This window comes from Bacteroides sp. RTP21281st1_H5_RTP21281_210402 (genome assembly GCF_040918965.1).
Classification (GTDB): domain Bacteria; phylum Bacteroidota; class Bacteroidia; order Bacteroidales; family Bacteroidaceae; genus Bacteroides; species Bacteroides congonensis.
In genome coordinates this window covers 162,364-187,545 of sequence record NZ_JBCOWR010000009.1, presented here as the reverse complement: position 1 = coordinate 187,545, position 25,182 = coordinate 162,364, and the positions used below count along the sequence as shown (strand labels likewise).

Here is a 25,182-nt window from a genome sequence, read left to right as displayed (position 1 = left end):
CAATTTGTTACTTTATCTTTTTATAGATTGAAGTACGACTTATTCCTAAAATTTGTGAGGCATGGGAAATGTTTCCATTACATTCTTCTATCACATTGATTATTCGTTTTTTTTCTAATTCTTTCTTCGCAGCCTTGTCCGGCTCCGGGCTTTTAATTTCTCCTGTACTTTGTCCGATGCCAAAACAATCCAATACGGGAGATTCAGAAATAGCCACAGAACGTCTCACCATATTTTGCAGTTCACGTACATTGCCAGGCCAGGCATAAGTCAACATTTTACACTTAGCTTCTTCTGTAAAACCGACAGTATCCTTCTTGAATTCTTTAGAATAGCGTTCGCGGAAAAATTCAGCAAAAGGGAGAATATCTTCAGTGCATTCAGCCAGGGAGGGAACTGTAATTTCAAACTCGTTTAGACGATGGTAAAGGTCTTCTCTGAAACGGCCTTCCTGGATTGCCTGCTGAATGTTTTCATTGGTAGCTGCAACTATACGTACATCTGCAATATGTTCCCGATTGCTTCCCACCGGCATATAGGTATTCTCTTGCAACACCCGCAGCAGCATCGCTTGTACTTCATAAGACATGGTACCTATCTCATCCAAGAACAAGGTACCCCCCTTGGCCTTATCAAAATAGCCTGCTTTGTTGTTATCTGCCCCCGTAAAGGAACCTTTTTCATGACCAAAAAATAGGGAAGGAGCCAAATCTTTGGGGAGAAGTGCACAGTTCACTGCCAGAAAAAGCATATTGGAACGATCACTTCCTTGATGGATACTTTGGGCTATAGACTCTTTTCCTGTTCCGCTGGCTCCGTAAATAAGCACTGACATATCAGTAGGAGCAACCATTTCTGCATACTTCAGGATCTCTCTCATTCTGGCGCTTTTACGCTGAAGCAGCATCGGCTCCTGTTTTCTTACTGTAACCAAAGGAGCAAATACATCCTTGGTCAGTTCCAGCAAGTGTTCTTTGCGTACGGGTTTAGGCAGATAATCTACAGCTCCCAATTTAATGGTACGGACAACATCAGGTACAGACACATACTCAGTGGTAATAATAAAAGGAGTATTATTCTTTTCCTTACGCAGCCACTCCAGCAATGAGATTCCGTCTCCGTCCGGCAAACGCACATCCGAAAGAATCAAGTCAAAATGTACCTTGCGGATTAACGAACGGGCTTTCGTTGCATCTACGGCCGTTATAGCGTCATACCCGGCCTGTACAAACCAGTCTTTCTGCATCTGTGACAGGTTTATATTGTCTTCAACAATCAATACTTTCCTTTTCATTTTTCAATCGTGTTAGTTCTTTTTCTGCTTTCGTCATCAATGTTGAAACATGACTCAGAATCTGCCGTGTGTGGTTCTTCAGCACCACATCACTCACTTGGTCATCCTTTAAAATATCACGGTATTCAAATAGAATATCCTCCATATGCAGAAGTTCCCAGACAGGTTGCATCCGATGGACTATTTCACGCATCTGTCTTCTGTTGCTTGCCGATAAAGCAGCCAGCAATTCATCCTGGTCTTTTCCGGACTGCTCTATCAAGGTAAACAGCAGTTTTTCCTTATCCTGAACCTCTGACAGCAAGGCATCCAAATCACTTGGCGGAGACGCTGCTACATGACATTGATTGATAGATGAAAGCAGATTGAGCAGTTCATTATAAGAAAACGGTTTATAGATACAATCCGTAAATCCGGCTTCCTGTAAGGACTCCTTGGTCTGCTCACCACGTGCGGTCATGGCTATGACCGGTATCGTGCGAGAATTACCTATATTTGAATGTCGTAGCAAAATCAGGAGATTAAAACCGTTGGTACCTGGCATCTGAATATCAGTAAGCAACAAATCATAGTCCTTTTCTCTCATCTCCTTTACCAGTTCTTTGGCCGAAGCACAGGTCGTACAATTAATGCCGTTACGTTCAAGCAAATCCTTGATGACTGCACGCAACATACTGTCATCATCAATGACAAGTATATTATGAGGCAAATGTCCGGTATGGGTCAATACGGGCTTTTCACATTCCAGCGGTTCATCCGTTTCTTCAAGAGGAAGAGTTACCTTGAAGGTACTTCCCTGATGAATCTTGCTTTTTACGTCAATTTCTCCGTTGAAGAGATGGACAAGTCCCTGTATAATGGACAAACCTAAACCAAAGCCATCAGTATTGTTTGCTGTCATCTGCCGTTCAAATGGGCGGAAAATACGTGCAAGTGTTTCCTCCGTCATGCCAATGCCGGAGTCAGTCACTTCCAAATACAATTTCCCTTGAGAATAACCGGCATGAAAGGAGATTTCTCCGCATTCCGTAAACTTGATAGCATTGCTGAGCAGGTTGCCGACAATCTGTTCTATACGGTCCACATCTCCACGTAATCTGACATCCGTATTGTCAAACGAGGTGTTGAACAGCAATCCCTTGTCGTTGACCAGACCGGAAAAACGGGAAGCAATCCGATCAAGCATTTCATGCAGACTGAACGGAACATAGTTGCATTCTTCTTTGGATTGATTCAACCGGTATACATCCAATAAATTATTCAGCAGATGTACTACATGCAGACACACTGATTCAATGTTGGACAAATAGGTATCACGCCGTTGGTTATCCACTTCCCTCCTTGCCAATTCAACTGTTGCACTAATCACGTTCAAAGGGGAGCGGATATCATGCGATATGGTTAAAATGATTTTGTTGCGCATTTGCAACAATGCAGCATTCTGCTCTATGGTTTCCTCCAACATTTTGCTGGTCTTCTGCTTCTCACGCAGGTCCTTCTGGATAATCAGATAAGAAACAATCAGCAGTATAACAGCTGATATAACCAGCCACGTGATGATGCTTTTTGAACGGTCATAAGAGGCATTCAATTGTTTTTCCTTATCTTCAAGTATTTGCTCGGCCTGATCATTCATGGTTGTCATCAGCGAGCGCAGTTTTCCATTGATAACCTTGTTGTGCCTGCGTAAACTATCAGTACAGACATCTATGTTGTCATTGAGTTCGTTCTGCATGGAAAGCAATTCTTTATTCAATGCATGCAATGCAGCCGAAGTGCTGGGTGTAACTTCTACTGTCTCTTTGCCTCCGAAGAAGCCCGCCAATCCTTTTTTCTTGCGAGTTATCGTTTGTGGAAAGACATTATAAGGTATTTTGCTGAATTGTAAAACGCCATGACCATCTCGGCTTTGAATCAGATACATGATTTGAGCCAGGTGCTCTTCCTTGATTTTCAAGAGGGAACGCAGTGAATCTACTTGGCTTCGCGCAACATGGATTTCATTCTCTTTTCGTATATCCAGCAATGTGGAATCCACGTACTGCCGAAGTGAACGATAGTCGGCAAAATCCTTTCTCTCCCAAGAAATGGCAGTTTCACCCAACATGGCAAGAAGTGTGATATGACGATGGGCCGTATTGACCTTGCGCTGTACCTGCTGAATGTGTCTGGCTTCTTTTTCAATATCCGATATACGCATACGTTCATGTTGTAGAATTCCGAATATGCATGCTATTATAGCAAACAGGATAAGGTGTCCTACAAGAATTTTATGTTGTATACTGACTTCGGGTACTTTAAGACTCATAATTTCGTCTGTTAGTTAACCGTCGACACTTCCATGCCTTCCAGTTCGCTATGATAGTTTTGTATATTTAGAATCTGCACATCGGAAGTAAGCCACGTAAGACGTTTTCTCAATTCATTCCGCCGGGTGCTCATGTTGACATTCGCCCGTTTCAGCAGGTTTGCTGTAGAGATATCCATCTCTACCCATGCAATAACTTTCAGTGCTTTATCCTTGTTCAAATGATCAATACACTTTTTCCAATTGTCAGGCAAATGGGTAGAATGCCTTGCACCGCCTATCAGAACAGCCAAAGAGTCCCTGACTTTTTGGGCTATTTCAACCGTTATGTCATCGTTCGTGCCAGCCAGTCTTTGTACATTTGTACGGTTGCCGTAGCCTCTGAAACTTTTTACTTCTACGAAGAGCAAAATGTCTTTACTTTGGTTAAAACCGATAAAGTCAATACATTTTGTTTCGGGCACCTGTCTACAGATCTTTTCCCGATAATCAGGCTCCAGGTCCAACTGATACACTTCCCATTGCTCGGTAAAGCGGAATAGGAGGCCGCTTTCTTTATACTCTTTCATGGTATCTGTTCATGTATTCGTTTTCCAAATCAAAAAATGCAGAATATTCCTCCAAAATAGGATTATGGCTGATATCTATCAGTTTATCTGCCACTTCTGAGGTAACCTTATGTTCGGTCTTGCAGAGACTAAAAAAACGCATTTCCGGACTCTCTTCAGGTGCATATTCAGCCATCATTGACAACTTATGCGACAGCAGATAATCATGTGTAGACACAAATATCTGCACCTCATATTTCCCGGCCAGTTCGATAAGAAGGTCGGCTATGATAGATATCAATGTCGGATTCATATTCGATTCCGGTTCATCCCAAAACAAGATGCTCCCCGGTTTCAGTTCACCGTTGATGCTAAGATACAGTAAGGTAGCCATCTTCCGAAGTCCTTCTGCCACCAGATGTGCTTCATATTCCTTTCCGTCATCAATGATATAAAATCGATTACCTTTTCTCAAAACGCTTATATTCCACTTTTTCAGAACAGGAGCAAGCATATTCTGAACTTTCTTCAACGCTTCATTTTTCAATGGCGCTGCATCCATGGCTTTTGCCAAATCAAGGTATGTTTCATCAAAGGAAATCTCTCTTTTTTCATACAAGCTAATAAATCCTTCAAACAGTGAAAACATTTCTCGCGGAGGGATATAGATAAAATGTGGCTGGTCAATATAGGTGTTGTTGTCTGATTTTGCCAACAAAGCCTTCTCTCCAAAAGTGTATGCCAGTTCACCGGCATCCAATGCTATTTTCACAGATGCTTGTCCGGAACCGTATTTATACACGAGATGTCCCAAGATATCCGGTTTGAAATATCCAATCAGTTTTTCTGTAAACAGATCTGCAAATTTATCTTTTGTTTTAGAGGTTGATTGCTCAAAAAGTGCATTGGCTTTCATTGAAGCTGCCATGCATTTCATTATATGTGTTTTACCCGTACCGTTTCGGCCTATGAACAGGTTAATGCCTTTACAGAAGGATAAACAGCATTCTTCAAAGCATGTAAAATTATTTAAATATATATGTTTAATCATGATTATTTGTTTATTACGCTTTTGAAAAAAGAACTTGCAAAGATAAAAAAAACTCAAACTGCCCCAAGCCTTTTTACATTTTATATCTGTTTCTGTCACAAACGTGAGTTAATACCCAAGAAAGATCTTTTTTCCGAACAGTTTTGGTTGGTAAGACGTATCCTCTGAGGTATACCCTTGAGTATTATTTCCACTTTCATGTCAGCAGGGAACAGCATATCAATTAACTGATTTACGATTATCCTGCTTGTTCCACCTTCTAGAAATTCCGCTATTCGTTTCTGTGGAATATCTTCAACATACAGTTTTGTATCATATAGACCGTCCCTATAGCTGTTGCCCAAGACGAGATTTTCTCCAATACGCATTGCCCCGAGCTTATAGATGTGTCTACTGTTATGGATGTTGGTTATAGCCTCTATCCGTATAGGCAATCCAAGAATCAATGTCATAGCCTTGCTGATATTTTTTTCATGCCCTCTTATACGATGAAGTATCGGTAACATTTTCATGAATATCGTTGTCTGTTGAAGCGACAATAGCCGCACCAGTGGCCAATAATTCACAAACAAGCTTGCAAAATCAGAATAGACATTTTTGTTGTCTACACGTCTTTCCAGCAGCTGCATTTCCACTTTTGCCTGGTCTATCTCATTTTCGTACAGGGAAAAGAACTTTCGTATCTTCTTCTCCTGAATCCGGTTTTCTCGCACACGCTGTACCATGGCTTCTATATCTTCTACAGGGAGCTGCCGTCCATCAAAAAACACTCCTTCTGGCAATATGTCGAACAGACCTTTACGGTTGACAAATATTTTCAGATAGTCCGATGTATCCTTCTCCGGCTTATAATGTAATTCTGCACTGTCGATGTCTTTCCCTACACCGGCTCGCTGTTCGCCTTTACGTACAATTTGTATATCTCCGTAACTTACTCCTTGCTCAATGAGTGCTGCTAAAATAACTTCCGCAAGAAAGTCTGTATCCAGTGTATTGGCATTTTGCAGATGATTCTGGACTATTTGCATGTTAATATCATTCATGATCAGCCTGCTTTTTCTATAAAAATACGATAATTGAATCTGTCAAGCGAACGACTGCTCAAGCGGTTCTCCAAATCTTCTACCATAAAATCCAAGTCTCTCTCTTCATCTTTCTTGAGTGTCAGGTAAATGTCAATGGAGCGTACCAGACCTTCATGGGGCCGTGAGCTTACCATAGTTCCGTGTTCTATGCGAATATTCTGTAAATGTTTTCCAAGTTCTTTCCGACAGAAGTTCAAGATGTCAGTTTTCGTCACAATCCTGTCGCGAGTGGTCAGCGCATACTTGTACATGTCGAAACGATTGGCCGATATGGGTATGCTTTTCCCACCCCGTGTCGTGGTAAGCATAAATATGCTATCTCTCTTCAGACTGGAATCTTCCAACTGCATCAGCGAAGTGCCTACAGGTAAATCATTGGCTGCCTCACAGCTGCTCGTATAATAGTCCACATACAGCATTTCAGCTTTTTCCGACAAATCGACCAGTAAGTAGGAAAGTGAACCGGTAGCGGACTGTATGTCTTTTATCATTCGTTCCATATGGTTTAGCAGACTGTCCATCTCCTGTATTTCGCTTGAAAACGTATCCCTTTCAAGCGAAGCTATGAATGCACCTCTGTCTTGCAGCAGATCAAGTACTCTATACAAGTATTCTTTTACTTCACGCGAATTCATCCGTTCACATCCTCCTCGACGGATTACATAAGTATTGCTTCGTTCCCCTTTTCCTCCATAAGGTATTTCAGTGTATTTCCTATCCATGATATCTGATACCGAGGCTACCGAATAAAAGTGTTCTTCTTCTCCAGTGGGTAGGGGAATCACGGCTGTCAGGTCATTAACCTTCGAGATGAAGTGCTTTAAACGCTTATTTTGAACAATTATGGCGTTCATACATACTTTTAGCTCATCCAGACAGTCCGGGGTGAAGTTGGAAGGAAACTTTACCCTGAACCAAAACAATGGTTCGCTGTCTTCGAACAGACTTGCGGGGTAATGTTCCTTTATTTCTTCCGGCAATACGGATTTTAATTTTACATCCATTTGCAAAGGACTTGCAATCCTTACAAACTGATTGCTGTATGAAGTCAGAATATCATGTTCTATTTCCTGTTCTATATTGCACATCGAGAACAAGGTTTCAGGATTGTCCGATTCCTCTTCTTCTGGCAGCCCATGCTGAATGCTCAATGGCATTCCGCAAAAGCTCCATTTGGAGTAAGCAAGCAGTGAATATAGACTTTGCCTGTTTTCTCGGAAAGGCATTTCAAAATAGAACGGAATATTTTCCAGCTTCTGTATTCTTTCGTCCATTTTTACGCCAATCCAGATTGTATGGTTATATAGTCCAGCCATGTTCAAAGGGGCACGATAAACCAACTCTTTAGTCATGGTTGCATCCAGTTTGTATATATCTCCACTACATATCAGTCTGCGTACGTCACCATTATATAATACAGTATTCTTCACCGGATAAAGGCTGAGTTTCCCCTTCTGTCTGTCTTTACCGAACGGTAGGTTGGCAAAGAAGCCTGTATCCCGTGTGATTTCCGCCTTTGCTATATCATTGGGAAGGGCATGGCATATCCCATGCGCAGGATGCACATGTACCAGTGTGTCTGGTGTCAGCATATTGGCTATCTTATCCAGCATACGGTTGTGGCTGTCTTCTATTTCGTGCGACAGGCCGAACAGCTCGCTGGAGAGTGCTTCGAGCAGCAGCTTTACCAGCGGATCGAGATTCTCCACCTTCTTTACACCCCAGTAGTTCATCGCATGCCGATACATACGGGTCTTGATGGCTTCTTTGCTGTAATTCTGGGTATTCATCTTTATTCCATTTTTAATAGAGGTAAAATTATTGAATTTTACAATAGTATTATTTTTTTATTTAAACTTTTTATTTTGAATTTCTGAGTGTATCTTTTGTTGTTTCAGCGAGTCTTCTCTTTATTTTATGTACTCTTCGCATAAAGGTAGTAAAATATTTGCTTGTATACACCCTAACTCGCTACTTTTTATCCAGTCCTCGCAGGCTCCTTTTTTGTCTCCTATTCTTTTACGTGCCAGCCCACGCCCATAATACAATCTGTAGTCTTTGGGAAAATGCTTTATTCCTTCACCATAGGCTTCAGCCGATTCTTTAAAACGCTCCAGATCGTATAAAGCACGGCCTAAGTTATTATATAAGTTTGCATTGGGTTCACATTTTTTTATGGCTATACGATAATCAGAAAGTTCACCTTCAATATCACCAATCTCATATTTCATTACAGCGCGGTTAATGTATGCATCTATATCTTGGGGAGTTAACTCTATTGCTTTGGTGAGGTCAATAATACCACCTTTTTTATCACCTAAAAAAGATTTAGCATTACCCCTTCCATAATATGCTCCACTTTTTTGAGGGTCTAATTCAATGGCTTTACTATAATCCTCAATAGCTCCCTTCTTGTCTCCCATAGAGGATTTTACAATAGCTCTATTGTAATAAGCTGCAACATAGTTTGGATTAATACTAATTGCTTTACTGTAATCTTCAATTGCTCCATTTTTATCTCCTGCATCATCCTTAACATCAGCTTTTTCTTTATATAAAAGAGCTAAAGAATCTATATCCTTAGTTTTTGTAACAAATTGTTGTTGGGACTTTGATATTTCCGTACAACCTGTAATAATAATTATTATTATATTTATTATATAGTGCTTCATAAATCTTTTGTTTTATCTGATATCTGATGTTCTCTTTCAAATGGTTTAATTCTGCCATCATTAATAGCCTCTTCAATCAACTTAGGATTAGCTAAGTCAAATCCATGTTCGCTAAAAGACGTATTTTCTAATAAATAGATAGCTTTTACCTTATCCAAATACCCAGTAGTATTATACATATCCTGTTTAATATCCTGTATGGCTTTCATTTCTGGATATTTATATTGATATACATCTATTATATCCATTGGAGATTGTTTGTCTTTCTTTTTAGGTGTTTTATCTATTTCATCTAAAAATCGAATAAAATCATATTCTTTTATGAATAATTCCTGAAGTTTTTTTTCATATATTCTCAATTTGGATGAAACTAAGTTTGATGATATTGTTGTATTTACTTTTTCTATCCTCAAATTATCAGGTTCACACACATATCCGGCAAATGTATTTCTTTTATTTTTATACTTATTGTATTCACTGTATTTTCGTAGCTTTGGCATAGAAGGTATGGAATATCCTCTCAGCCTCAAATCGGTAAAGCAAGCTCTTAAATAATCCAAGTTATTAATCCATTCAGCAATAGGCTTTATGCTTATTTGATATGCCTCTTTGCTTATTTGGGGATTAAAATCAAATTCTATATTTGTTGTTGATGGATTTGTAAAAGAACCACTGTTGTCTATTGTCATAGCATGGTAGCTGTGAATCACATTTAATGAGAATGGCTTTATGCCAATAAATGTATGATATGATTTATTGACTATGTCATAAACTCTATCTAATACCCATGCAAAATTGTCTATATAATCCTTTCTATTCCATAAAGCTATGTGGGTAATTTTATCATTGTGCTTCCAATTTTTTGGATTTTCACAATTAACATAAAAATAAAGTCCCAAGGTTGTCTCTAAATAGGATAATTGTGAGGATGAGATATTATATTTCCCAAGATATGGAATATAAATGGAAATGTCCTTGTTGAATTTTGTTAGATTTTTGTTTATATGGTTTGTTGTTATGTATTCTTCATTATATGCCGGTGTACCAATAGTAAGAACAAATACTTGCTCTACTGTTGGAATTCTATCAATAATCTTATCAGCAGCTTGAATGGCAACATTTCCTCCATGACTGTGTCCTATTAAGACGACTTCTTTATAAGATCCTATATTGCTTTTAATATGTTCTATGAGTTTTTCGCTTGCAATACGTCTGTCTTCAACTGAATTGAGAAACCAGTTATTTCCGGGAGTAAACCACCCCTTATTTCCCCATTGAAAAGAGAAGTCACAATATTCTTTCCTGAACTCTTGACTTCCTAAATAACTAATTTTATCTGTTTCTTCTTTTCTTAGCCCTATCCCAAAAGCAATCCTATTAAGCTGCTGTATAGTAGTAGTATACTTATTCCATCTGTCTCTATCCGAAGTGGTACCATGGATATAATATGCTTTTCGGGATATTTCGGGCCATTGAGAAACGACTTTATTATTGTTTGAATCAATAAAATTTATCATATAACTATCATTTGTAATTGATTTTAAAATTTTTTACTTTAACAATACCATCTGGTTTTACTTCTCCAGAGACTGTCATTTCTTCGCTTCCATCTGCAAAGGTTTTTCCTTCTTCAGACTTGATTTTAATGGAGGCCTGTTCACCGGCTATGTATCCTTTGGTCTTTAAGTGAAGAGTTACTGTTTTTCCAGGATATGCAGCCCGTATTATTTCTTGAGTTCTTTCATCAATCCAATATGCATCCGTAATTTGTTTTTCTCTTTTTTCATCACCTTCATTAATGATGAATGTATTCTCAGATATTGGATTGACCGGTAAAATACTTGCCATTATTTGGGGCGACACGTTTTTTAGTTCTTCCGGTTGTGGATTTGCAGATTGACCATGAAAAGCAATTTTCACTTTACCGCCGAAAGTCATACAGGTTGCTTCTGATTCTTCAGTTAGAAATTTCATGCCAGCTTCCGTTACCTCTGCATTTTCATAACATTTGCTCCATTGTACATTGGCAATACAAGGAGGTGGTGGATTGGTACCCGTATTGCAGTTGCCGAAACACATGTTTGCCGGGGTACAATCCTTATCTGTTGCTGCAACTTTACCGCCATTCAGCTCTACAACCATATTGCTTGTTATTGTAAGAGGGATTGCCGTTCCTGGATTATTATTAGTTATTGACTTGGTGCAATAAACTGTAGCTCCTTTGCATACCAGATGTTTCTCGCTCATATTCTATATTTTTTAAAATAAACTCTTAATTTTACTCCATAATGTATTACTGCTTGCAGGCTGTTGTTCTTCCGTTTCTACCGGATTGAAATCTTGACCATAAGGCAAAGATTTTTCATACAGCCGAAATGCGGTGAACTTTGTATTGGAAATGCACTTATCATCAACTAATATATCTAAATTTCCCTCAATAGATTCTATACTCATACTTGCTTTTTCCAAGGTATAATTGAGTTTGAATTTTGAGGACAATTTTCCTATATATCCTCCTATATGTTTGGGGGCTTGCTGATTAAGCAAGTCAGATGTATAGGGTCTATTAGTTATTCCTTCTCGAATAATATTAATAATATCCGATTCTTTTGTTTCTATACTTTCATTATCGGTATATTGTACGCAATCGAAGGATAATTGCGTTCGGAATGGAGCCACAGTTATTTCACAATCAAAACTATGGTTTTCCTCTTTGTGGGTAAGTATGGAAAATAAGTTTGACAGAAATAGGTCATCGGTAATGATACGGCTCCATTCTGCCTTGTTATTCAGAAAATATTCCACATTATCCATATACTGCATAGCTGTTTCGCCCTTGTAATATCGAGTCAGTTCTGCTTTGGTTGCTTTCCATTTATTCGCTATATTTTCTATTTTTATATAGACCGGGATTCTATTTCTATCTATTAATACCGTAATAGGATATATAGTGTTTGCACATTTTTTTGCTATATCATACAAATATTCGTCAGATTCATTTCGATTGACAATAAATTGGTTTTTACTGATACGATATTTGTAATAATTCTCCATATATTGACCGCAAAAAACTATAGCTACCTCAAACTGCAAACGTTGCATTGTATTGTTTTCAGCTTGAAAATAATAATTCACTCCATATATACCATGTATGGATTCCGGGGGAAATTCTAAATCTCTATTTTGTTTTATGGAAGACATTTTGTTTCTTGTAGAATAAAATATAATGCATTGTCAAATAGAGGCTTATGGATTAATATAGCTCCACTAATTCATCACTGCCTTTTGGCATATAAAGGAGGATGAACTTTGATGCTGTAACAGTACGCTTTTCAGGTGATAGTCTTTTCTCCTCCTCTGTGTCATAGAAACGAACCCGTAAGATATTATCGAGCTCAAGTCTTCTTCTTAGATAAACTAATTTCCCATTTCCACAAACGACCATCTCATAATTTTGTATTGGTTCTGCAATCCAATCTATAGGATTGCAGAAAAAACGGAATAAATAGTTTGAATCGATATATGTTTTCTCCAAAGCTTCTTTTCCCAAATAATTCATTTCCGTCAAAACCCATGTACTGGCAAGGCGCATTTTACGATATTCATAACAATTTCCATCAATCATCATTTGACGCACCCTATTGTAATGGGCAAGAACCTTCTCTTCCAAATCGGGTATTGTCTGCAAATCCGTTGCTTCTGCAAGTATTCTTTTATGGTTAAAGGGGAGTGTAGCATTGAAACTTATGGAATCAGTGTAGAACGGGATTTTTTTCAACCCAATATCTGTCGGAGTGTCTAATTCCACCAATGTTTCAGGCATACCAACCAATTTTTCTTTATAATGCACAACCTTAATATTTACACCGGCATCTTTGGTGACTTCCGTTTCTCCCGTTCGAGGATAGACCTGTATACTTACGGTATGTTTACCGCTTCCTAATAGCAAATCATTGATAGGATATAGCATAGACTGACCTTCATTTTTGACAAAATGATGCCCCACCGGAATGTCATTTACCCTGACAAGCAGTCTGCATCCTGTCTTGTTTACCTGCAGATAGTAGGCAGGTTTCTCCGGGTATGTCTTCACCATTCCTAAATACTCCTGTATCAGTTCTTCCATTTTCTTTATTTCCTGTTTCATGTCTTTTTCTGTTTTTACTTGTGCATTTCCACAACCGGTAAATGCCATAAGTATTATTATTAATAATAAAGTTCTCATATTTATTGTTGTTTATAATTTTTTTGCATTAAAAGGATAAACCTTTCCCTTAAATAAAGATTTTTCGCCTATAAGTGGCATTGGATCTTTTCCTATTTTAAAATCATGAGATTCTTTTTCTATATCATCTCTTTCTTGCTCATATATTGCCTCTCCATTAATTGTTATTGTTATGCCGTCAAAATCTACATCAAATCCAAGAAACATCCCTTCTTCCGTATTGTAACCCATACTTGGCTTGAATGTAAGTCCGGTACTTGCGCTTCCATTAGCTCCCACTTTCACTGTGCGGCTTTCTTCCCCGGAGATAGTAACGGTTTCTACCTTTACTTCTGCACTAAGTCCAAGTTCAACGATAAACTTAATATTCATCGGAGTACTTATGTCTATTTCTTTTTCTTCATTTGAAAATTCAAAGACACCTTCTATGCCAATACTTCCTTGAAGGATTAAATTAAACCAAATCAGTCCTTCATATTTTGCTTTGCCATTAGATAACACTTTAGTAGTCCATTCTGCCAAATCATTTATTTTTAGAATAGCTTTTATTATATCACCGGCTCCGGGAATGGCTATAGCACAAGCTATAAGATCTATTCCTCCCTTAGCTTCGATAAGAGGTGAGGCTGATATTGCGATTTCTCCCTTGCGCACAAGTTGATTCCGGGAATTTAAATCATATTGCCAACCTCCTCCGACTTTAAGGACGGGACTGGAAATTTCAAGAAAGAGAGGGACTTTGGAATTTTTTGGTGTTTTATCTCTTCCCTCTAGTTCTTTATTTTCATTTGCCGTTTTTCTGAATGACAATGCATCCAAAGCATCTCTGATTGTCTTTAATGCTTGAAATACCGTTTTGACAGATTGCGCTATGTTGGCTGAGAGATCTACTTTTTCTCCGTCATTGTATGTTGCCAATAAACCGAGTGATATTTCAATATCTGTAAAACCTTTACATGCTTCCAGGACTTTTTCCTGATGTCTCTTGAAGATAGAATATGCTTTCGGCATTCCCTGATGGATATACATGGACGTATTAGCAGAACAGAGTTCAATAAATGCTTCCCACTTTATATCAGGATACATATTCAATGCCACGTTATTGGAGTGTCTGCAATTTGCATTACCCGTGTAGAGTACACTTGTTTGCATAATACCCTCCGTAGGCAATGATATCATATTAAAAAAATCATCTTCATATTTATATTTTAGTTCAATATTTTCTATAGTACCTTTTTTCTCGGATACGTTAATAGGAAGTTCTTTTTTACGTTCTCCATATAGCATAAAAGGAACTTTTTTCTCTTTATGAGATTTTTCCTTCAGCCGACATTTATTGGGAGTATATTCAGATAAAGTGATGCTTGCTTTACGCTTTCCTCCAATAATGTTTACGAAATTTTTTGAATAACTTCCTTCCTTGAAAACTGTAACCTTTTGTTTCTCCTCGGCTTCTTTATCTTTAGTATATTCTACATCAATTTGCGTATACTTGCATGGCATATAGTTATTCTCTGTTATATTGTAATTCCCTACAATAACAGGTTGTGAAGGGTAAGACTCCATCCTTTCTATTTTATCATTCCCATCTACTTTAAATTTATACCTGAAATCACCGATTATATCCGAGGTTTTATAGTCTTGTATTATCATTATAGCAGTCACCTCACGACTTTCTCCGGATTTCAATCCAATTCTAAGTAGATTACGTCCAAAAGAAATACCAATGTTTCCATCAGTGACGGTTACTATTTCTCTTTTGTTTACTATTTCTTCGTATTGTTTATCCGGGCCTAAAATCTTTCTATAAACTACGACTTTATTTCCGTTATACCCCCAAAGCTCAACAAAACAAAAAACGGCTCCAAACTTTTCTCCATATAAATGGAATGATTGTTCTACAATATCTGTTTTTTTATTTTTTTCTAATTGTTTATTATAAAATGGAGTCATATATTTGTCGCACCATTCGATAGCTATAATTTCCTTTTCACAAGTAGGGGTAAATTCAATATTTCCATTTGCAGAAAATGGAGCAAATTCATTATTATTCCATTTTATATATACTTCATCGCTCTCTGTACAAGAAATTTGCTCATTGGCTGTCAAGTTTAATACCAACTGAAATCTGTGTCCTGCATACATAGGGTGGATGGTTATCAATACAGCTCCAGTTGATGTGATTTTTACACATTTTTCTTGACCATCCATGTATAGAGTCCAATTGTATTTTATATCTTTTAGATATTCAATGTTTTTGCATTCGGCCTGGATAGGTATATTTATAGGTTCACCTGCCTTGAAATATAAATTATTATTTTTCAAGACTAAATTTATAGAAATGTCTTCATTTAATTTCATTCAATATCGGATTAAGATAAACGAATTTTTTTTGATTTACTATTAGCAACGACTTCTTTACCTGAACTTAAAAGTAAATTTTCTTTTGTACTCTGAATTTCAGTTTTTTCTGTGATTTCAGTCATCGTTTTAGCATTCAGTTGGTATTCATTTTCTACCTCAGTTTGCATTTCTTTAGTACGACATACAAGAAGTTCATCACCTTGAATGGTGGTAACCTTGGATGCGAGAAGTTCAAGATTATTGTTTGCAGAAACAACAATGTCTTTAGACTCTATTATTATCTTTTCTTGGGAAGAAATGGAGATTGCTTTATTTTTTGTATCTAATCTTATGATATTATTTTCCTTATCAGTTATAGTAATCCCCCATTGTCCGTCTTCATCATCATTGAACTCCAGTGTATGTCCGCTGCGCGTGACAATCGTTTTAATGTGGTTGTCCGCATTACCTCCTTCGCCGTTGTTTTTGTGGAACATGCTTCCACTGACATAAGGTCTGCAAGGATCTCCCAGTTCAAAATCTACCATTACCTGGTCTCCAATCTCAGGAACAAATACGAATCCCCGGTTCTTGGATACCGTTTCGCTGCTTCCTGCATCAAGGCTCCGTACCCTTATCCAGTTTGTGGTCTTGTTTCTGTTTTTCTGCCATGCAAATTGCACCTGTACACGACCTAAGTTTTCCGGGTCGGCATTGTCTGTCACTTCCGCCAGCATGGCATGTGCGACCGGCATCCGCATGTCCTCCGTCGGGATGTATTCCATACTTGCAGGAATGCCTTTGAACGAGTTGGCATAACCTCCACTTACTTCAATTCTATGTGTTAATTCCACAATGCGGTAACGTCCCATATCCCGACGCTTGCACATGTTTGGCGGAATCTGCACTACGACTGGTTCACCGATACGTACACGGCATGTTTTCGTATTTCCTGTCATCCAGACAAGTGAGGAGACTTTACGCCCTTTTTCCACTGCTGTAAAGTGTTCAATATCCAGCGGGTGACCGGTGGCTGTGTGGCTGTACATGGTGGTCTGCGAACGGTACATTCCCTCTGAAGTCTTCATGGCATTGGCCAAATAGGTGTTGATTCCCCTGACGGCTTCCGAATCGTCCCCGAACATATCCATGTGGCTGTCGGACAGATAATCATGTCTTGAGAAATGGAATGGAGCAACACACGATGAGAAATGCATGGAGTCCATGTCAATGTCATAGACAAGATTCTCGTCCTTCTCCTTGTACGGGTTGCCAAAATAAAGCACCTGTCCGTTATAATAAAACCATTCTCCATATTGCCATGCCAAACGGCGCAGAAACTCGTATGCGCTTTCCTCCTGCATCTGTACGTAAGGTATCCTGCTTTTGAATGCCGGATTGTTCACTATACTGATACCATTTCCGTATTTTTCCACCACTTCACTCACGATTTCTCCGAGTGTGGCATCCGTGAATGAATCCATGGTTCGCCCGGATTCAAGCAGTATGGTCGTGCTGTATCCCCTGTAGTGTAAGGTCCCGGATACACCTTTGTCACCGTCCATTCCGATTGAGGTAATGATGCCCTTGAATATGCTTTCGTCCCCACTGAATTCATGTTTCATGCGTATGACGACCGTTTTTCCCTGTAGTGCTATCATTTCCTCGCGTTCATGGTGCCACACATTTTCTTTGACAAGCGGACTGCAAAGCACTTCGATGTCAAAATAATGATGTTGACCAAACTTCTGAACCAGACTGATACGGGTGTAGTTGCGGTTCTCGCCGTCGATGCTCACTGTTGCGTGAACTTGGTTCCAGTCTTCCATAATATTGCTTGTTTTTTTTTAAAAAAAAGGTCTTATGTCACCACTAGTCATATCCGCTCAGGATTCTTGCCCATGTGCATAAGACCTTTTTCTTGAAATTGTCTGTCATTCGTTGAACATGCAATTATCCTTCATCGGTTTCGGTATTCCAGTTGATAGGACCGTCTTCTCCTTTCATACCATGCATCTTCATGATATAGCTTTTTCCTGGGAAGAAAGGCTCCAAAAACACATCAAAATAGATATGTTTTTCCAAATCCTTATCATTGCGTTCCAAACGAAGAATTTCATATCGTTTTATCAATTTTCCCGAACCTTTGATGCTGTCGAGATAGCGTACCAACTCCTTGCGTGTCTGCTGCTGTCGTTTGGGATCCCATGTCTCGAATGCAATCCGGTTGAAAAAGTCCATTGAGGTCTTGCCTACATGGTTGAACACACGAACAACAGAATAAGTTTGACGTCCTTCATTAGGTCCGTCAAATAAAGTTTTTCCTGAGAAGGCCATAACTTTACCAAACTCTTTGACTAACGGAACAAGTCCCATTTGTTCCAATTTGGTCAATTCACTTTTCAACAGTCTGAACCGGACAGCATCCGCATCATATATCGTACCATAAGTCGATCCGGCTGTAACCTGAGACATCAGTGTTGAATAAATACGACCGGCAAGTGCTGATGCCGGAGATATTCTCATGTCGTCCTCTTCTCCAAGTTCATCATACTTGGCACGTGCTGTAATCCAATTACAACAAAGAGACGTGCTTTGCAGATACGTATCTGAGCCTGTCAACTTAGAGTCATAGAACATTTCCATCAGGTCATCCGGATTGTCTACATCTGCAAAATCTGAATAAAGCTGAACCATATATTCATCTGCAATACGTGCCCACTTGTCAACCACCTTTTTCGATCCAAGATAGCCTGGCAATACAAGTAGAGAGTAATTATCTCTCAAATCCAGACGGTCAAAATTCTGTTTTAACTCATTAGCCACATGATCTATAAAAACAGGGTTATCCAGATCTGTTAACTGCTCGTGCGAAACATTGATGATTGAAATGTTCTTTACCTTATCTAATCCCGTATTGTCATAGAAGGATTTCATTTCTCTATAGGCACGCTCCAAATTTCTTACCCTGTCAATGGCTTCATGCTGGTTACTTCTAAGCAGGATACCCGTTTCTTCAATTTCACGGCTGCATTTGTCTATCATGTTGTCCATAGAAGAGTTTTCTTCCAGCAATTCTATCCAATTGTCAATTTTGCGCAACAGCTTTTTGCGTTCCTCTATCTTGTCATCTTCAAAAAAGCGGTCTCTTCTGGCTTTTCGAATCGGACTGATATTTGCAATCTCACTAATGAATGATTCAAAGAAAGGAATACCGCCAAATTTCATTAGCGTGTTCAAAGCTTGCTCGAATTGCTGTTGTGGCTGCTGTTCTTTTTTTGCCGGGGTATCATGTTGTCCCTGTGCAATCTGTATCTTTTCTTCTGGCATTTTTCTATAATGTTAGCGTGGTACAATGATGGTTACAAGGATTTCTCCAGTTCATCTCTGAAATGTTTCAGTATAATAAGCATTGCCGCTTTTGTATCTGCATTTGTTATAGCACGAAGTAGAGGCTTGTTTGATCTCAGCGATTTCATTGCTTTTTCAAAGAATTCTTTATCTTCGCTCAGCTGACTTAGGAAAGGACTTTTTTCCGTCATAGCCTTGACTGCAAAATCTGCTACATTTTTGAAATCAAAATGTTCCATTACGGGCTGGCCTTCCTTATTTTGAAATGTGACGTCAACATTCGGTCGAAAATAGTTGAACACTTCTTCCGATGTTTTGAGCCCTTCCACCACTTCTGGCAGGATAGGCTCATCATCTGTAAATTGATTGGCCATTAAAGTGCGATTCTCAGGAATCCTGGTGATACCCTGTTCTGAATCTTCTCGTATGATGTTTCCACCAAGTTGTATATTATCTATTGCCATATATTCAATGTATTAAATATTTTCTAAAATGCTGTTATACAAAGGATTTTTGAGATAGCTAACTATGAAGGATTATCAAAAAAGGAGATTGTTTTATGCTCATTTCTACCTAATAGCACAAATCAATCTCCTCCTTCACGATTGAAACTTAATCATTTGGCAGGCCAATTCTGTTCAAAGACAGCATTACCTACTTTAAGAATCTTTGCAGATACTGTGAAGTCGATAACCATTGCTTTCTTGCCTTCCACATCTGCTGTTTCTTTAAACTTAACGATATACCCTTGTTCCCAACTCAATTCTTTCATTACGGCTTCCTCATCACCTTTCTTGTATTCAACAATCCCACTATGAGGGTTGAATTGGGTAACCATATTTTCCAGAATTGTTGTATCTTCAGTCGATTCGATAATCATACGAACCAAACCACCATACAAATGAGACGCAGGTCTGCCTTTTGCATCTACATCACGTTCAATAAGGTAATCAACATAACGTACATCGAATTCCTTTCCTTTGAATTTTAGAGTTGCATTAAACATAAATTACAAATTTAAATGTTGATAATATGTTAGTTATCTCACTTATCATTATTTGGAATTTCTTCGTATCTTCAATCGTTAAGGTCACCCCTGCATTTTATTTTAAATGTTCACCTGTTGCCTGTTATGGCATAGCTTATACAAAGCCACCAAAGCAATGCTTGCGTGACACATTAACCGGATTGGTCTACTAACTTGTTCCGCCGTAAATATAAGCAATGAGATTTTAATTCGCAATTCTACAGCAAGAATAAATTTAAATTTTAACGTTCTTCTACTTTTAGCGGGAGTTACAGGATTTATTGGGGCTTTTGTGTCCGAAATCGGTCATTTCACAAATTTTACTTCATCCGTTTCACTGTCGCATAGGAAACAGTCGGTCAATACCGCATCGTCCGGGATTACGATGTATTCTACGTTTTCCGGAGCGAAGAGTTTGAACACAAACTGTTTTTTCCAAAGACCGACTAATACTAAATCGTTTGGATTTTCATATTTTATTTCATTCTTCTGACAATACCATGATACTCTTGTGTAACAATGTATTATGCCGTGCTTCATTTTTGTCAGTCTTTGCTTAAATTCATCCGTACCGTATATATATCCCATATAAGCGTCTGTTACAAGGGATATACTGGGATATATCGGTTTTGGGAAACCTGCCGCCTTTCTGCGCAGGAAGTCTTTCTCGCGGTAGGGGGCGAACACTTCGCCTTGCGGTAGCGGGCGATTCTTGTCCATATAGAGTACATAGAATGGCCACCAATCGGAATCATATTCTGCAAGAACAGGTATGGCTGCTTTAGTTCGCGGATGTAAAAAACAAAACCTAAATGCAAGGTTCATAGTACCTTTTGAATATCCCGGAATGACCTCCGAGAAAGGAACAGTACAACGAGGAAAGAACAAATGGCGTGGAAATGTTACAGTACCGTTCATCCTGTCCAGTACAAACCTACGTTTATGTGCAAATACTTGGCTGATCAGCAGAATAAATGGAGCTAAAATAAATGCTCCACTGAATGGAGGCCAGTAAATTTCACTGTACGGGTTGTCTATTTCTTTGCAGAACAAGAATATCCCAGTGCATAAAATAGCAGCTCCGATACCTATCAGAAATCCGCGTATTTCAGAAGATGTAGTGAAAATAAGAAATTGGTCATCAGCCCTTTCAATCTTGTATAAATCGGCAATTTCAGTTGTTAATACGGCAGGGAACGGATATATGATATGTTTTACTTTTTCTCTTTTCCCACTCCATATTCTCATTGCTATTAATAAGAATATAGTTATAACTCCTAATAGTGCCAAAAAAATTGTTCCTGATATAAACACTATTAATAGTTTTCCCCATAAATATTCAAAAAGCAGGAATTTCCGGGCAGGGTAATGTTCGATAAGATACACTATTCCGGAAAAATATATTCCAGAAATTGGACATAAGCATAATAACACAACGATTCCGGCTATTATTCTGATTGTAGAGGGTCTGTTAATGTCTGTTTTTGGTTCCATAATTATTGCTGTTTTTAAAAATTCCATATTTCTTCACTATCCGGAGATATAGACACCTGTTCAAGTATTGTTTTGGCTTCTGGGTAGTATCGTTTTTGTGTATCCAACGGAGCATGTGGTATATCTACTTTATATTTGTAGATAAGATATGTTTCTTGTCCGTTCCGGGGCATTGGAGTGATGCTTCCATCATTATGCCTGAAACTCACATATAATAATATATACAAATCTTTGCTGGCATAGAAACTATTAGAAGTATCTCTATCCCGAAATGTATAACGATAATAATTGTGAGTCATTATAGGGGTTGGGCTATTTTGTGGAACCCAATTATGGGTATAATCCTGACTTTGGACTTCTTTTAGGTCTATATCAAAATAACGGTTCTTACCGAACTTTTGCTTTTTTACGAGTCTTACATGCATTTTTATCCCGGAAAGATTCATAGCCATTTGCGTAATGTCACTATATATGTCTATCTCTATTTCATCGTATGGTGGGATATATACAAATGAGTCTGCAGATGAAACACGATCGTACTGTCTGTATGTTATGTTTGCACTGAAGAATGGCATCATAGCCTGGGTATATAGGAAAGCTTCAACCTGATATCTGTAATCAATCAAAGCCTTAATATGTTTATTCTCTTCTTTATCAAAAACCTTGCTTCTGATTTCTATGGAAGATAATTTTTGAATTTGTTCGTAAGGCTCTCCTGATAGCTTATTTGTTATATCTTCATATAAGACCGTTTGTTTTATAAATGTCTCAATGTCACTATCTGTAAAAAAAGTGGCGAGGCTACTACTCAAAAAACCGATAGCTACAAGAGCAAAAATTATCCAAGGATTAATCCAAATATATTCAGAAGGTAGACTTAATATAGTTAATCCTCCTCCTACTAAATAAAATGTCGCAGAGATTGTATAAAAAGCGGCAGCATCATTATCATTTTTTTGTAAACGATCAATTATATCCTTTATTGCTGTAATAGCATCCGCAAACATACCAATAACACCAAGTACAGCTATTTGCGTTCTGATTCGTTCTAAAGGTTTTTGATAGATTAGTGCCTGTTGGGTTGAGACAGAAGCTCTCAAATCTATTCCTGCTTCAATAAAACGGCGTTGTATAGCTGCTGCCGCAGATATGAAACTGAAAATTTGAGCTGTTGTTTTGATTCCATCATTTTCCTTACTGTATCCCTCTATAAAAGCTGAAATTTGTATAAAGGAGAGAATAGCCAAATAAGACTTTTGACATGATATACGTTTGAGACTTTTTTGATATTTATGCGGATTCTTTTTAATGGTTTTAATATAAACGGGCTTTGTTAAATCTTCAGCTTTTTTTACTTTTATTCTAATATAGCTTTTGCCTTCTATTATTGTATCGTCCAATCGGGTACGACCATTTTTATTAAGGTATTTAGTAACCTCACCTTTGTCAAACTGAATAAATAGATTATCCCAGTCAATAAGGAATTTATCTATTACCAATCTCGTTTTTCTTGTTTCGTATGCTATTCTCCAAAAAGTATTTATAGCATTATCAATCAGCTGTAAAAAGCCATTGATACTTATGTCCAGACCTGCACTGTCCTTTTCTTTATATGCAGGATTGGTATCTCTTGCTATATCAAGATTCAGTGAGGCAAGGGTAGGAATATCCTTTAACAATAGACCTACTTTATTGTCGCCTTCACCAACAAAGGCGTCAAATATGGACTTTAGTGTAGAAGAACATGGGTCGCTGTAGTCTTTATACGCATCCGGTAAATCCATAGCTTTATCGTTTATATGTGGTACAGGTGACAGTGCCAACAATATGGTCATGATGGAGCTTTGGACTTTAAATTTCATTTCAGAATGCATTACATCCTTTTCGTCAGATGCAATGTTTACCGTATTTACAGTAAACCACTCACAGAATCGGGTGAAAATAGGGCTATTGATATACAAAGCAATCAGTTTGCGCAGATTTTCAATCCTTTCTCTGCTTTCTCTTCTCTCATTAACAGCTAATAGTTTTTCGATAGAGTTGCGGTCAAGAGCTTTTGCCCCTGCTTTTAAATGGTTCTCTTCTTTGGAGTAGACAAAATTATATAAATAAAGTGCCAAAGTATGTATATACTGTGCCTGTTCAATTTTTTCTTTCTGTGGAGTGGAATTGCCCCAATTGAACAAGTCCATATCTGACAAAAGACAGCCATTCTCCTCGCTTTTTGAGACTCTCATTCCGGCACTTTTCATAAGCAATTTTTTGATGTCTTTCGGTGAAACTCCTGTTCTGACAGAGCGAATAAGGGCTTCATGATTGATGCGAGCATCGTTCAAGTCATGGATGAGTTGCTCTACACATCCGAGAGGATCGTCTAAGACGAAAAATACATCCCGGAATTTTGTCCTTTTTGTCTGATACTGTATTTTAGCCGAGTCAATTATATGTTTGTAGTCACAAGTGATTGCATTTGCATATTCGTCTTTTGACGTCATTGTATTGTCAGGCATGAACCAGATGGAGTCAGCATCGACATGCCTTCTTTCAATATCACTTTTAGTTTGACCGTCACTCCACTCCTTGCAATTGAAGCGTGAACCTATAGGACCTTTTTCAAAATATGTTTCATTGATAAAAGAATCGGATAATTCAATGGAGGTATAAAACAACCGGACCTCATCTTCTGAGAGTAAAGAAATGAAGTCATTTTTGTGGTTTATATGTTTATACATTATATCCTTTTTGGTGGATGCGTTGTCTTTCTTCTTTATCCCTTTCAATGTATATTTGTTATTCAGGCATTCGTATATATACACAGATTGCGTATTATGGCTATATACATAGATCCAGCCATTCCGTAAAATCATCGGGCTTAGCTGATAGCCATAATCCTTTACCACAGGAATGGCACCACCTCGTCCATCAATATATGTGAATTTACCGACCGGATAAGTGCTTGCCTTTGCTTTCTCGGAGAAGCGATATATCCCAAATCTCAAGGGGAAGAGTCTGATGCCGTCAATGATGTCAAGCTTTGGAGACTCTGACTTTGTATCTTTATATTCAGCTATGAATCTATAGCTACCTATTTTAACATCATTCATGGTTTATCCTCCATTCTAAAATGCTTGGATAGTATATCCCAGCTTATTTCTATCATTCCATTTTTTACGGTTCCTTCTATTTCCTTGACAATACGATTGCTTTCATCAACCAAAACACTGATTTTCACAGTATCTCCATCAGGAATATTTATTACGTCAGCCATCATTTTTACACCTTCGTCAATTCTATCGGAGTAGATACGTACACCTTCTTTCTCCCATCTGAGATTATAAATCATGGGAGTCGTATCGGATGTACCTTTCTTTAATTCTGAAATATTGTTTTTGGCTTCTTTCATTTTCTTTGAATTGCCAGTCAATATGGCTCCTATATTGTCTATTGTTCGGATTTTAGGAAACGGTATTTTCCGAATGTTCATCGTAATCGGTTTTATCGGTTTTGCCGTGCCGATTACAACCCCTGCCACTCCCATCGGGATTATACCTCCGTGAGCTGTCATACAGTTTTGTACGACGACAGGAGTACCGTCAACCATTACTCCCGGGTATCCCTGTACTATCATGTCAGGTGGTCCGCAGCATACACAAGTATCTCCCATTACGGATACCGGAACCCCGTCAACCAAGACTCCGGGACAGCCGGGACCTACAATCGGACCTCCCACATGTGGAGTTACCCCTGTTACCATTGGGCATATATGGTTTAAATTCAGTGTCAC

The 25,182-nt window shown here is 38.3% G+C and carries 19 protein-coding genes; all 19 read right to left on the bottom strand.

The genetic code is table 11. From position 1 onward, the window contains the following. Window positions 1-7: 7 nt before the first annotated feature. The 19 genes from AB5443_RS14780 to AB5443_RS14690 all read right to left on the bottom strand — a co-directional run bounded on the left by AB5443_RS14780 (window position 8) and on the right by AB5443_RS14690 (window position 25,152). Window positions 8-1,294: a sigma-54 dependent transcriptional regulator gene (locus AB5443_RS14780; protein WP_009127059.1), complete on the bottom strand. Its 1,287-nt coding sequence runs from the start codon at window positions 1,292-1,294 to the stop codon at window positions 8-10. After that, on the bottom strand, window positions 1,269-3,602 hold the full coding sequence (locus AB5443_RS14775) for a hybrid sensor histidine kinase/response regulator (RefSeq protein ID WP_346970898.1): 2,334 nt from the start codon (window positions 3,600-3,602) through the stop codon (window positions 1,269-1,271). Before AB5443_RS14775 ends, AB5443_RS14780 begins: the two co-directional genes overlap by 26 nt. Before the next feature lie 11 nt (window positions 3,603-3,613). After that, window positions 3,614-4,171, bottom strand: coding sequence for a hypothetical protein (locus tag AB5443_RS14770; RefSeq protein ID WP_270243305.1), 558 nt, complete (start codon window positions 4,169-4,171; stop codon window positions 3,614-3,616). Continuing rightward, complete coding sequence (locus AB5443_RS14765; RefSeq protein ID WP_147394719.1) at window positions 4,158-5,201, bottom strand: ATP/GTP-binding protein; 1,044 nt, start codon at window positions 5,199-5,201, stop codon at window positions 4,158-4,160. The genes AB5443_RS14770 and AB5443_RS14765 overlap by 14 nt, the downstream gene beginning before the upstream one ends. A gap of 95 nt (window positions 5,202-5,296) precedes the next feature. After that, window positions 5,297-6,244, bottom strand: a complete 948-nt coding sequence (locus tag AB5443_RS14760; RefSeq protein WP_368113335.1) for a hypothetical protein — start codon at window positions 6,242-6,244, stop codon at window positions 5,297-5,299. 2 nt (window positions 6,245-6,246) lie between these two features. Further along, window positions 6,247-8,076, bottom strand: coding sequence for a hypothetical protein (locus AB5443_RS14755; protein WP_368113336.1), 1,830 nt, complete (start codon window positions 8,074-8,076; stop codon window positions 6,247-6,249). 120 nt (window positions 8,077-8,196) lie between these two features. Next, window positions 8,197-8,958, bottom strand: coding sequence for a tetratricopeptide repeat protein (locus tag AB5443_RS14750; RefSeq protein ID WP_368113337.1), 762 nt, complete (start codon window positions 8,956-8,958; stop codon window positions 8,197-8,199). Further along, a complete protein-coding gene (locus tag AB5443_RS14745; RefSeq protein WP_368113338.1) occupies window positions 8,955-10,475 on the bottom strand; it encodes a hypothetical protein in 1,521 nt (506 codons plus the stop codon). Before AB5443_RS14745 ends, AB5443_RS14750 begins: the two co-directional genes overlap by 4 nt. A gap of 7 nt (window positions 10,476-10,482) precedes the next feature. Beyond that, window positions 10,483-11,205, bottom strand: coding sequence for a DUF4280 domain-containing protein (locus AB5443_RS14740; RefSeq protein ID WP_368113339.1), 723 nt, complete (start codon window positions 11,203-11,205; stop codon window positions 10,483-10,485). Between the two features lie 12 nt (window positions 11,206-11,217). After that, complete coding sequence (locus AB5443_RS14735; RefSeq protein ID WP_368113340.1) at window positions 11,218-12,159, bottom strand: hypothetical protein; 942 nt, start codon at window positions 12,157-12,159, stop codon at window positions 11,218-11,220. A gap of 52 nt (window positions 12,160-12,211) precedes the next feature. Then, entirely contained in the window at window positions 12,212-13,183 is a 972-nt protein-coding gene (locus AB5443_RS14730; protein WP_368113341.1) for a hypothetical protein, read from the bottom strand. Window positions 13,184-13,195: 12 nt separating this feature from the next. Continuing rightward, the gene (locus AB5443_RS14725) at window positions 13,196-15,544 is read right to left on the bottom strand and encodes a hypothetical protein (RefSeq protein ID WP_368113342.1); all 2,349 of its coding nucleotides are present in this window, start codon (window positions 15,542-15,544) and stop codon (window positions 13,196-13,198) included. 11 nt (window positions 15,545-15,555) lie between these two features. After that, a complete protein-coding gene (locus AB5443_RS14720) occupies window positions 15,556-17,355 on the bottom strand; it encodes a type VI secretion system Vgr family protein (RefSeq protein ID WP_368113343.1) in 1,800 nt (599 codons plus the stop codon). Between the two features lie 124 nt (window positions 17,356-17,479). After that, window positions 17,480-18,856 carry a type VI secretion system contractile sheath protein TssC gene (locus tag AB5443_RS14715; protein WP_368113344.1) on the bottom strand — a complete coding sequence of 459 codons (1,377 nt, stop codon included), beginning with the start codon at window positions 18,854-18,856 and terminating at the stop codon, window positions 17,480-17,482. A 32-nt stretch (window positions 18,857-18,888) separates the two neighbouring features. Further along, window positions 18,889-19,341, bottom strand: coding sequence for a hypothetical protein (locus tag AB5443_RS14710; RefSeq protein WP_237470297.1), 453 nt, complete (start codon window positions 19,339-19,341; stop codon window positions 18,889-18,891). A 152-nt stretch (window positions 19,342-19,493) separates the two neighbouring features. Beyond that, window positions 19,494-19,883 carry a type VI secretion system tube protein TssD gene (tssD, locus tag AB5443_RS14705; RefSeq protein WP_118292604.1) on the bottom strand — a complete coding sequence of 130 codons (390 nt, stop codon included), beginning with the start codon at window positions 19,881-19,883 and terminating at the stop codon, window positions 19,494-19,496. A gap of 327 nt (window positions 19,884-20,210) precedes the next feature. Beyond that, a complete protein-coding gene (locus tag AB5443_RS14700) occupies window positions 20,211-21,398 on the bottom strand; it encodes a hypothetical protein (RefSeq protein ID WP_368113345.1) in 1,188 nt (395 codons plus the stop codon). A gap of 14 nt (window positions 21,399-21,412) precedes the next feature. Further along, window positions 21,413-24,502 (bottom strand): toxin VasX, encoded by a 3,090-nt coding sequence (locus tag AB5443_RS14695; RefSeq protein WP_368113346.1) that lies wholly within the window; start codon window positions 24,500-24,502, stop codon window positions 21,413-21,415. Further along, a complete protein-coding gene (locus tag AB5443_RS14690) occupies window positions 24,499-25,152 on the bottom strand; it encodes a PAAR domain-containing protein (protein ID WP_368113347.1) in 654 nt (217 codons plus the stop codon). The genes AB5443_RS14695 and AB5443_RS14690 overlap by 4 nt, the downstream gene beginning before the upstream one ends. Window positions 25,153-25,182 lie beyond the last annotated feature (30 nt).

Bases quoted from the DNA above. Each gene is read 5' to 3' on its own strand.
- AB5443_RS14725 (WP_368113342.1), bottom strand. From the start codon at position 15,544: ATGAAATTAAATGAAGACATTTCTATAAATTTAGTCTTGAAAAATAAT.
- AB5443_RS14710 (WP_237470297.1), bottom strand. From the start codon at position 19,341: ATGGCAATAGATAATATACAACTTGGTGGAAACATCATACGAGAAGAT.
- AB5443_RS14695 (WP_368113346.1), bottom strand. From the start codon at position 24,502: ATGAATGATGTTAAAATAGGTAGCTATAGATTCATAGCTGAATATAAA.
- AB5443_RS14715 (WP_368113344.1), bottom strand. From the start codon at position 18,856: ATGCCAGAAGAAAAGATACAGATTGCACAGGGACAACATGATACCCCG.
- AB5443_RS14765 (WP_147394719.1), bottom strand. From the start codon at position 5,201: ATGATTAAACATATATATTTAAATAATTTTACATGCTTTGAAGAATGC.
- AB5443_RS14735 (WP_368113340.1), bottom strand. From the start codon at position 12,159: ATGTCTTCCATAAAACAAAATAGAGATTTAGAATTTCCCCCGGAATCC.
- AB5443_RS14750 (WP_368113337.1), bottom strand. From the start codon at position 8,958: ATGAAGCACTATATAATAAATATAATAATAATTATTATTACAGGTTGT.
- AB5443_RS14690 (WP_368113347.1), bottom strand. From the start codon at position 25,152: ATGGTAACAGGGGTAACTCCACATGTGGGAGGTCCGATTGTAGGTCCC.
- AB5443_RS14760 (WP_368113335.1), bottom strand. From the start codon at position 6,244: ATGAATGATATTAACATGCAAATAGTCCAGAATCATCTGCAAAATGCC.
- AB5443_RS14730 (WP_368113341.1), bottom strand. From the start codon at position 13,183: ATGAGAACTTTATTATTAATAATAATACTTATGGCATTTACCGGTTGT.
- AB5443_RS14720 (WP_368113343.1), bottom strand. From the start codon at position 17,355: ATGGAAGACTGGAACCAAGTTCACGCAACAGTGAGCATCGACGGCGAG.
- tssD (WP_118292604.1), bottom strand. From the start codon at position 19,883: ATGTTTAATGCAACTCTAAAATTCAAAGGAAAGGAATTCGATGTACGT.
- AB5443_RS14700 (WP_368113345.1), bottom strand. From the start codon at position 21,398: ATGGAACCAAAAACAGACATTAACAGACCCTCTACAATCAGAATAATA.
- AB5443_RS14745 (WP_368113338.1), bottom strand. From the start codon at position 10,475: ATGATAAATTTTATTGATTCAAACAATAATAAAGTCGTTTCTCAATGG.
- AB5443_RS14775 (WP_346970898.1), bottom strand. From the start codon at position 3,602: ATGAGTCTTAAAGTACCCGAAGTCAGTATACAACATAAAATTCTTGTA.
- AB5443_RS14755 (WP_368113336.1), bottom strand. From the start codon at position 8,076: ATGAATACCCAGAATTACAGCAAAGAAGCCATCAAGACCCGTATGTAT.
- AB5443_RS14740 (WP_368113339.1), bottom strand. From the start codon at position 11,205: ATGAGCGAGAAACATCTGGTATGCAAAGGAGCTACAGTTTATTGCACC.
- AB5443_RS14780 (WP_009127059.1), bottom strand. From the start codon at position 1,294: ATGAAAAGGAAAGTATTGATTGTTGAAGACAATATAAACCTGTCACAG.
- AB5443_RS14770 (WP_270243305.1), bottom strand. From the start codon at position 4,171: ATGAAAGAGTATAAAGAAAGCGGCCTCCTATTCCGCTTTACCGAGCAA.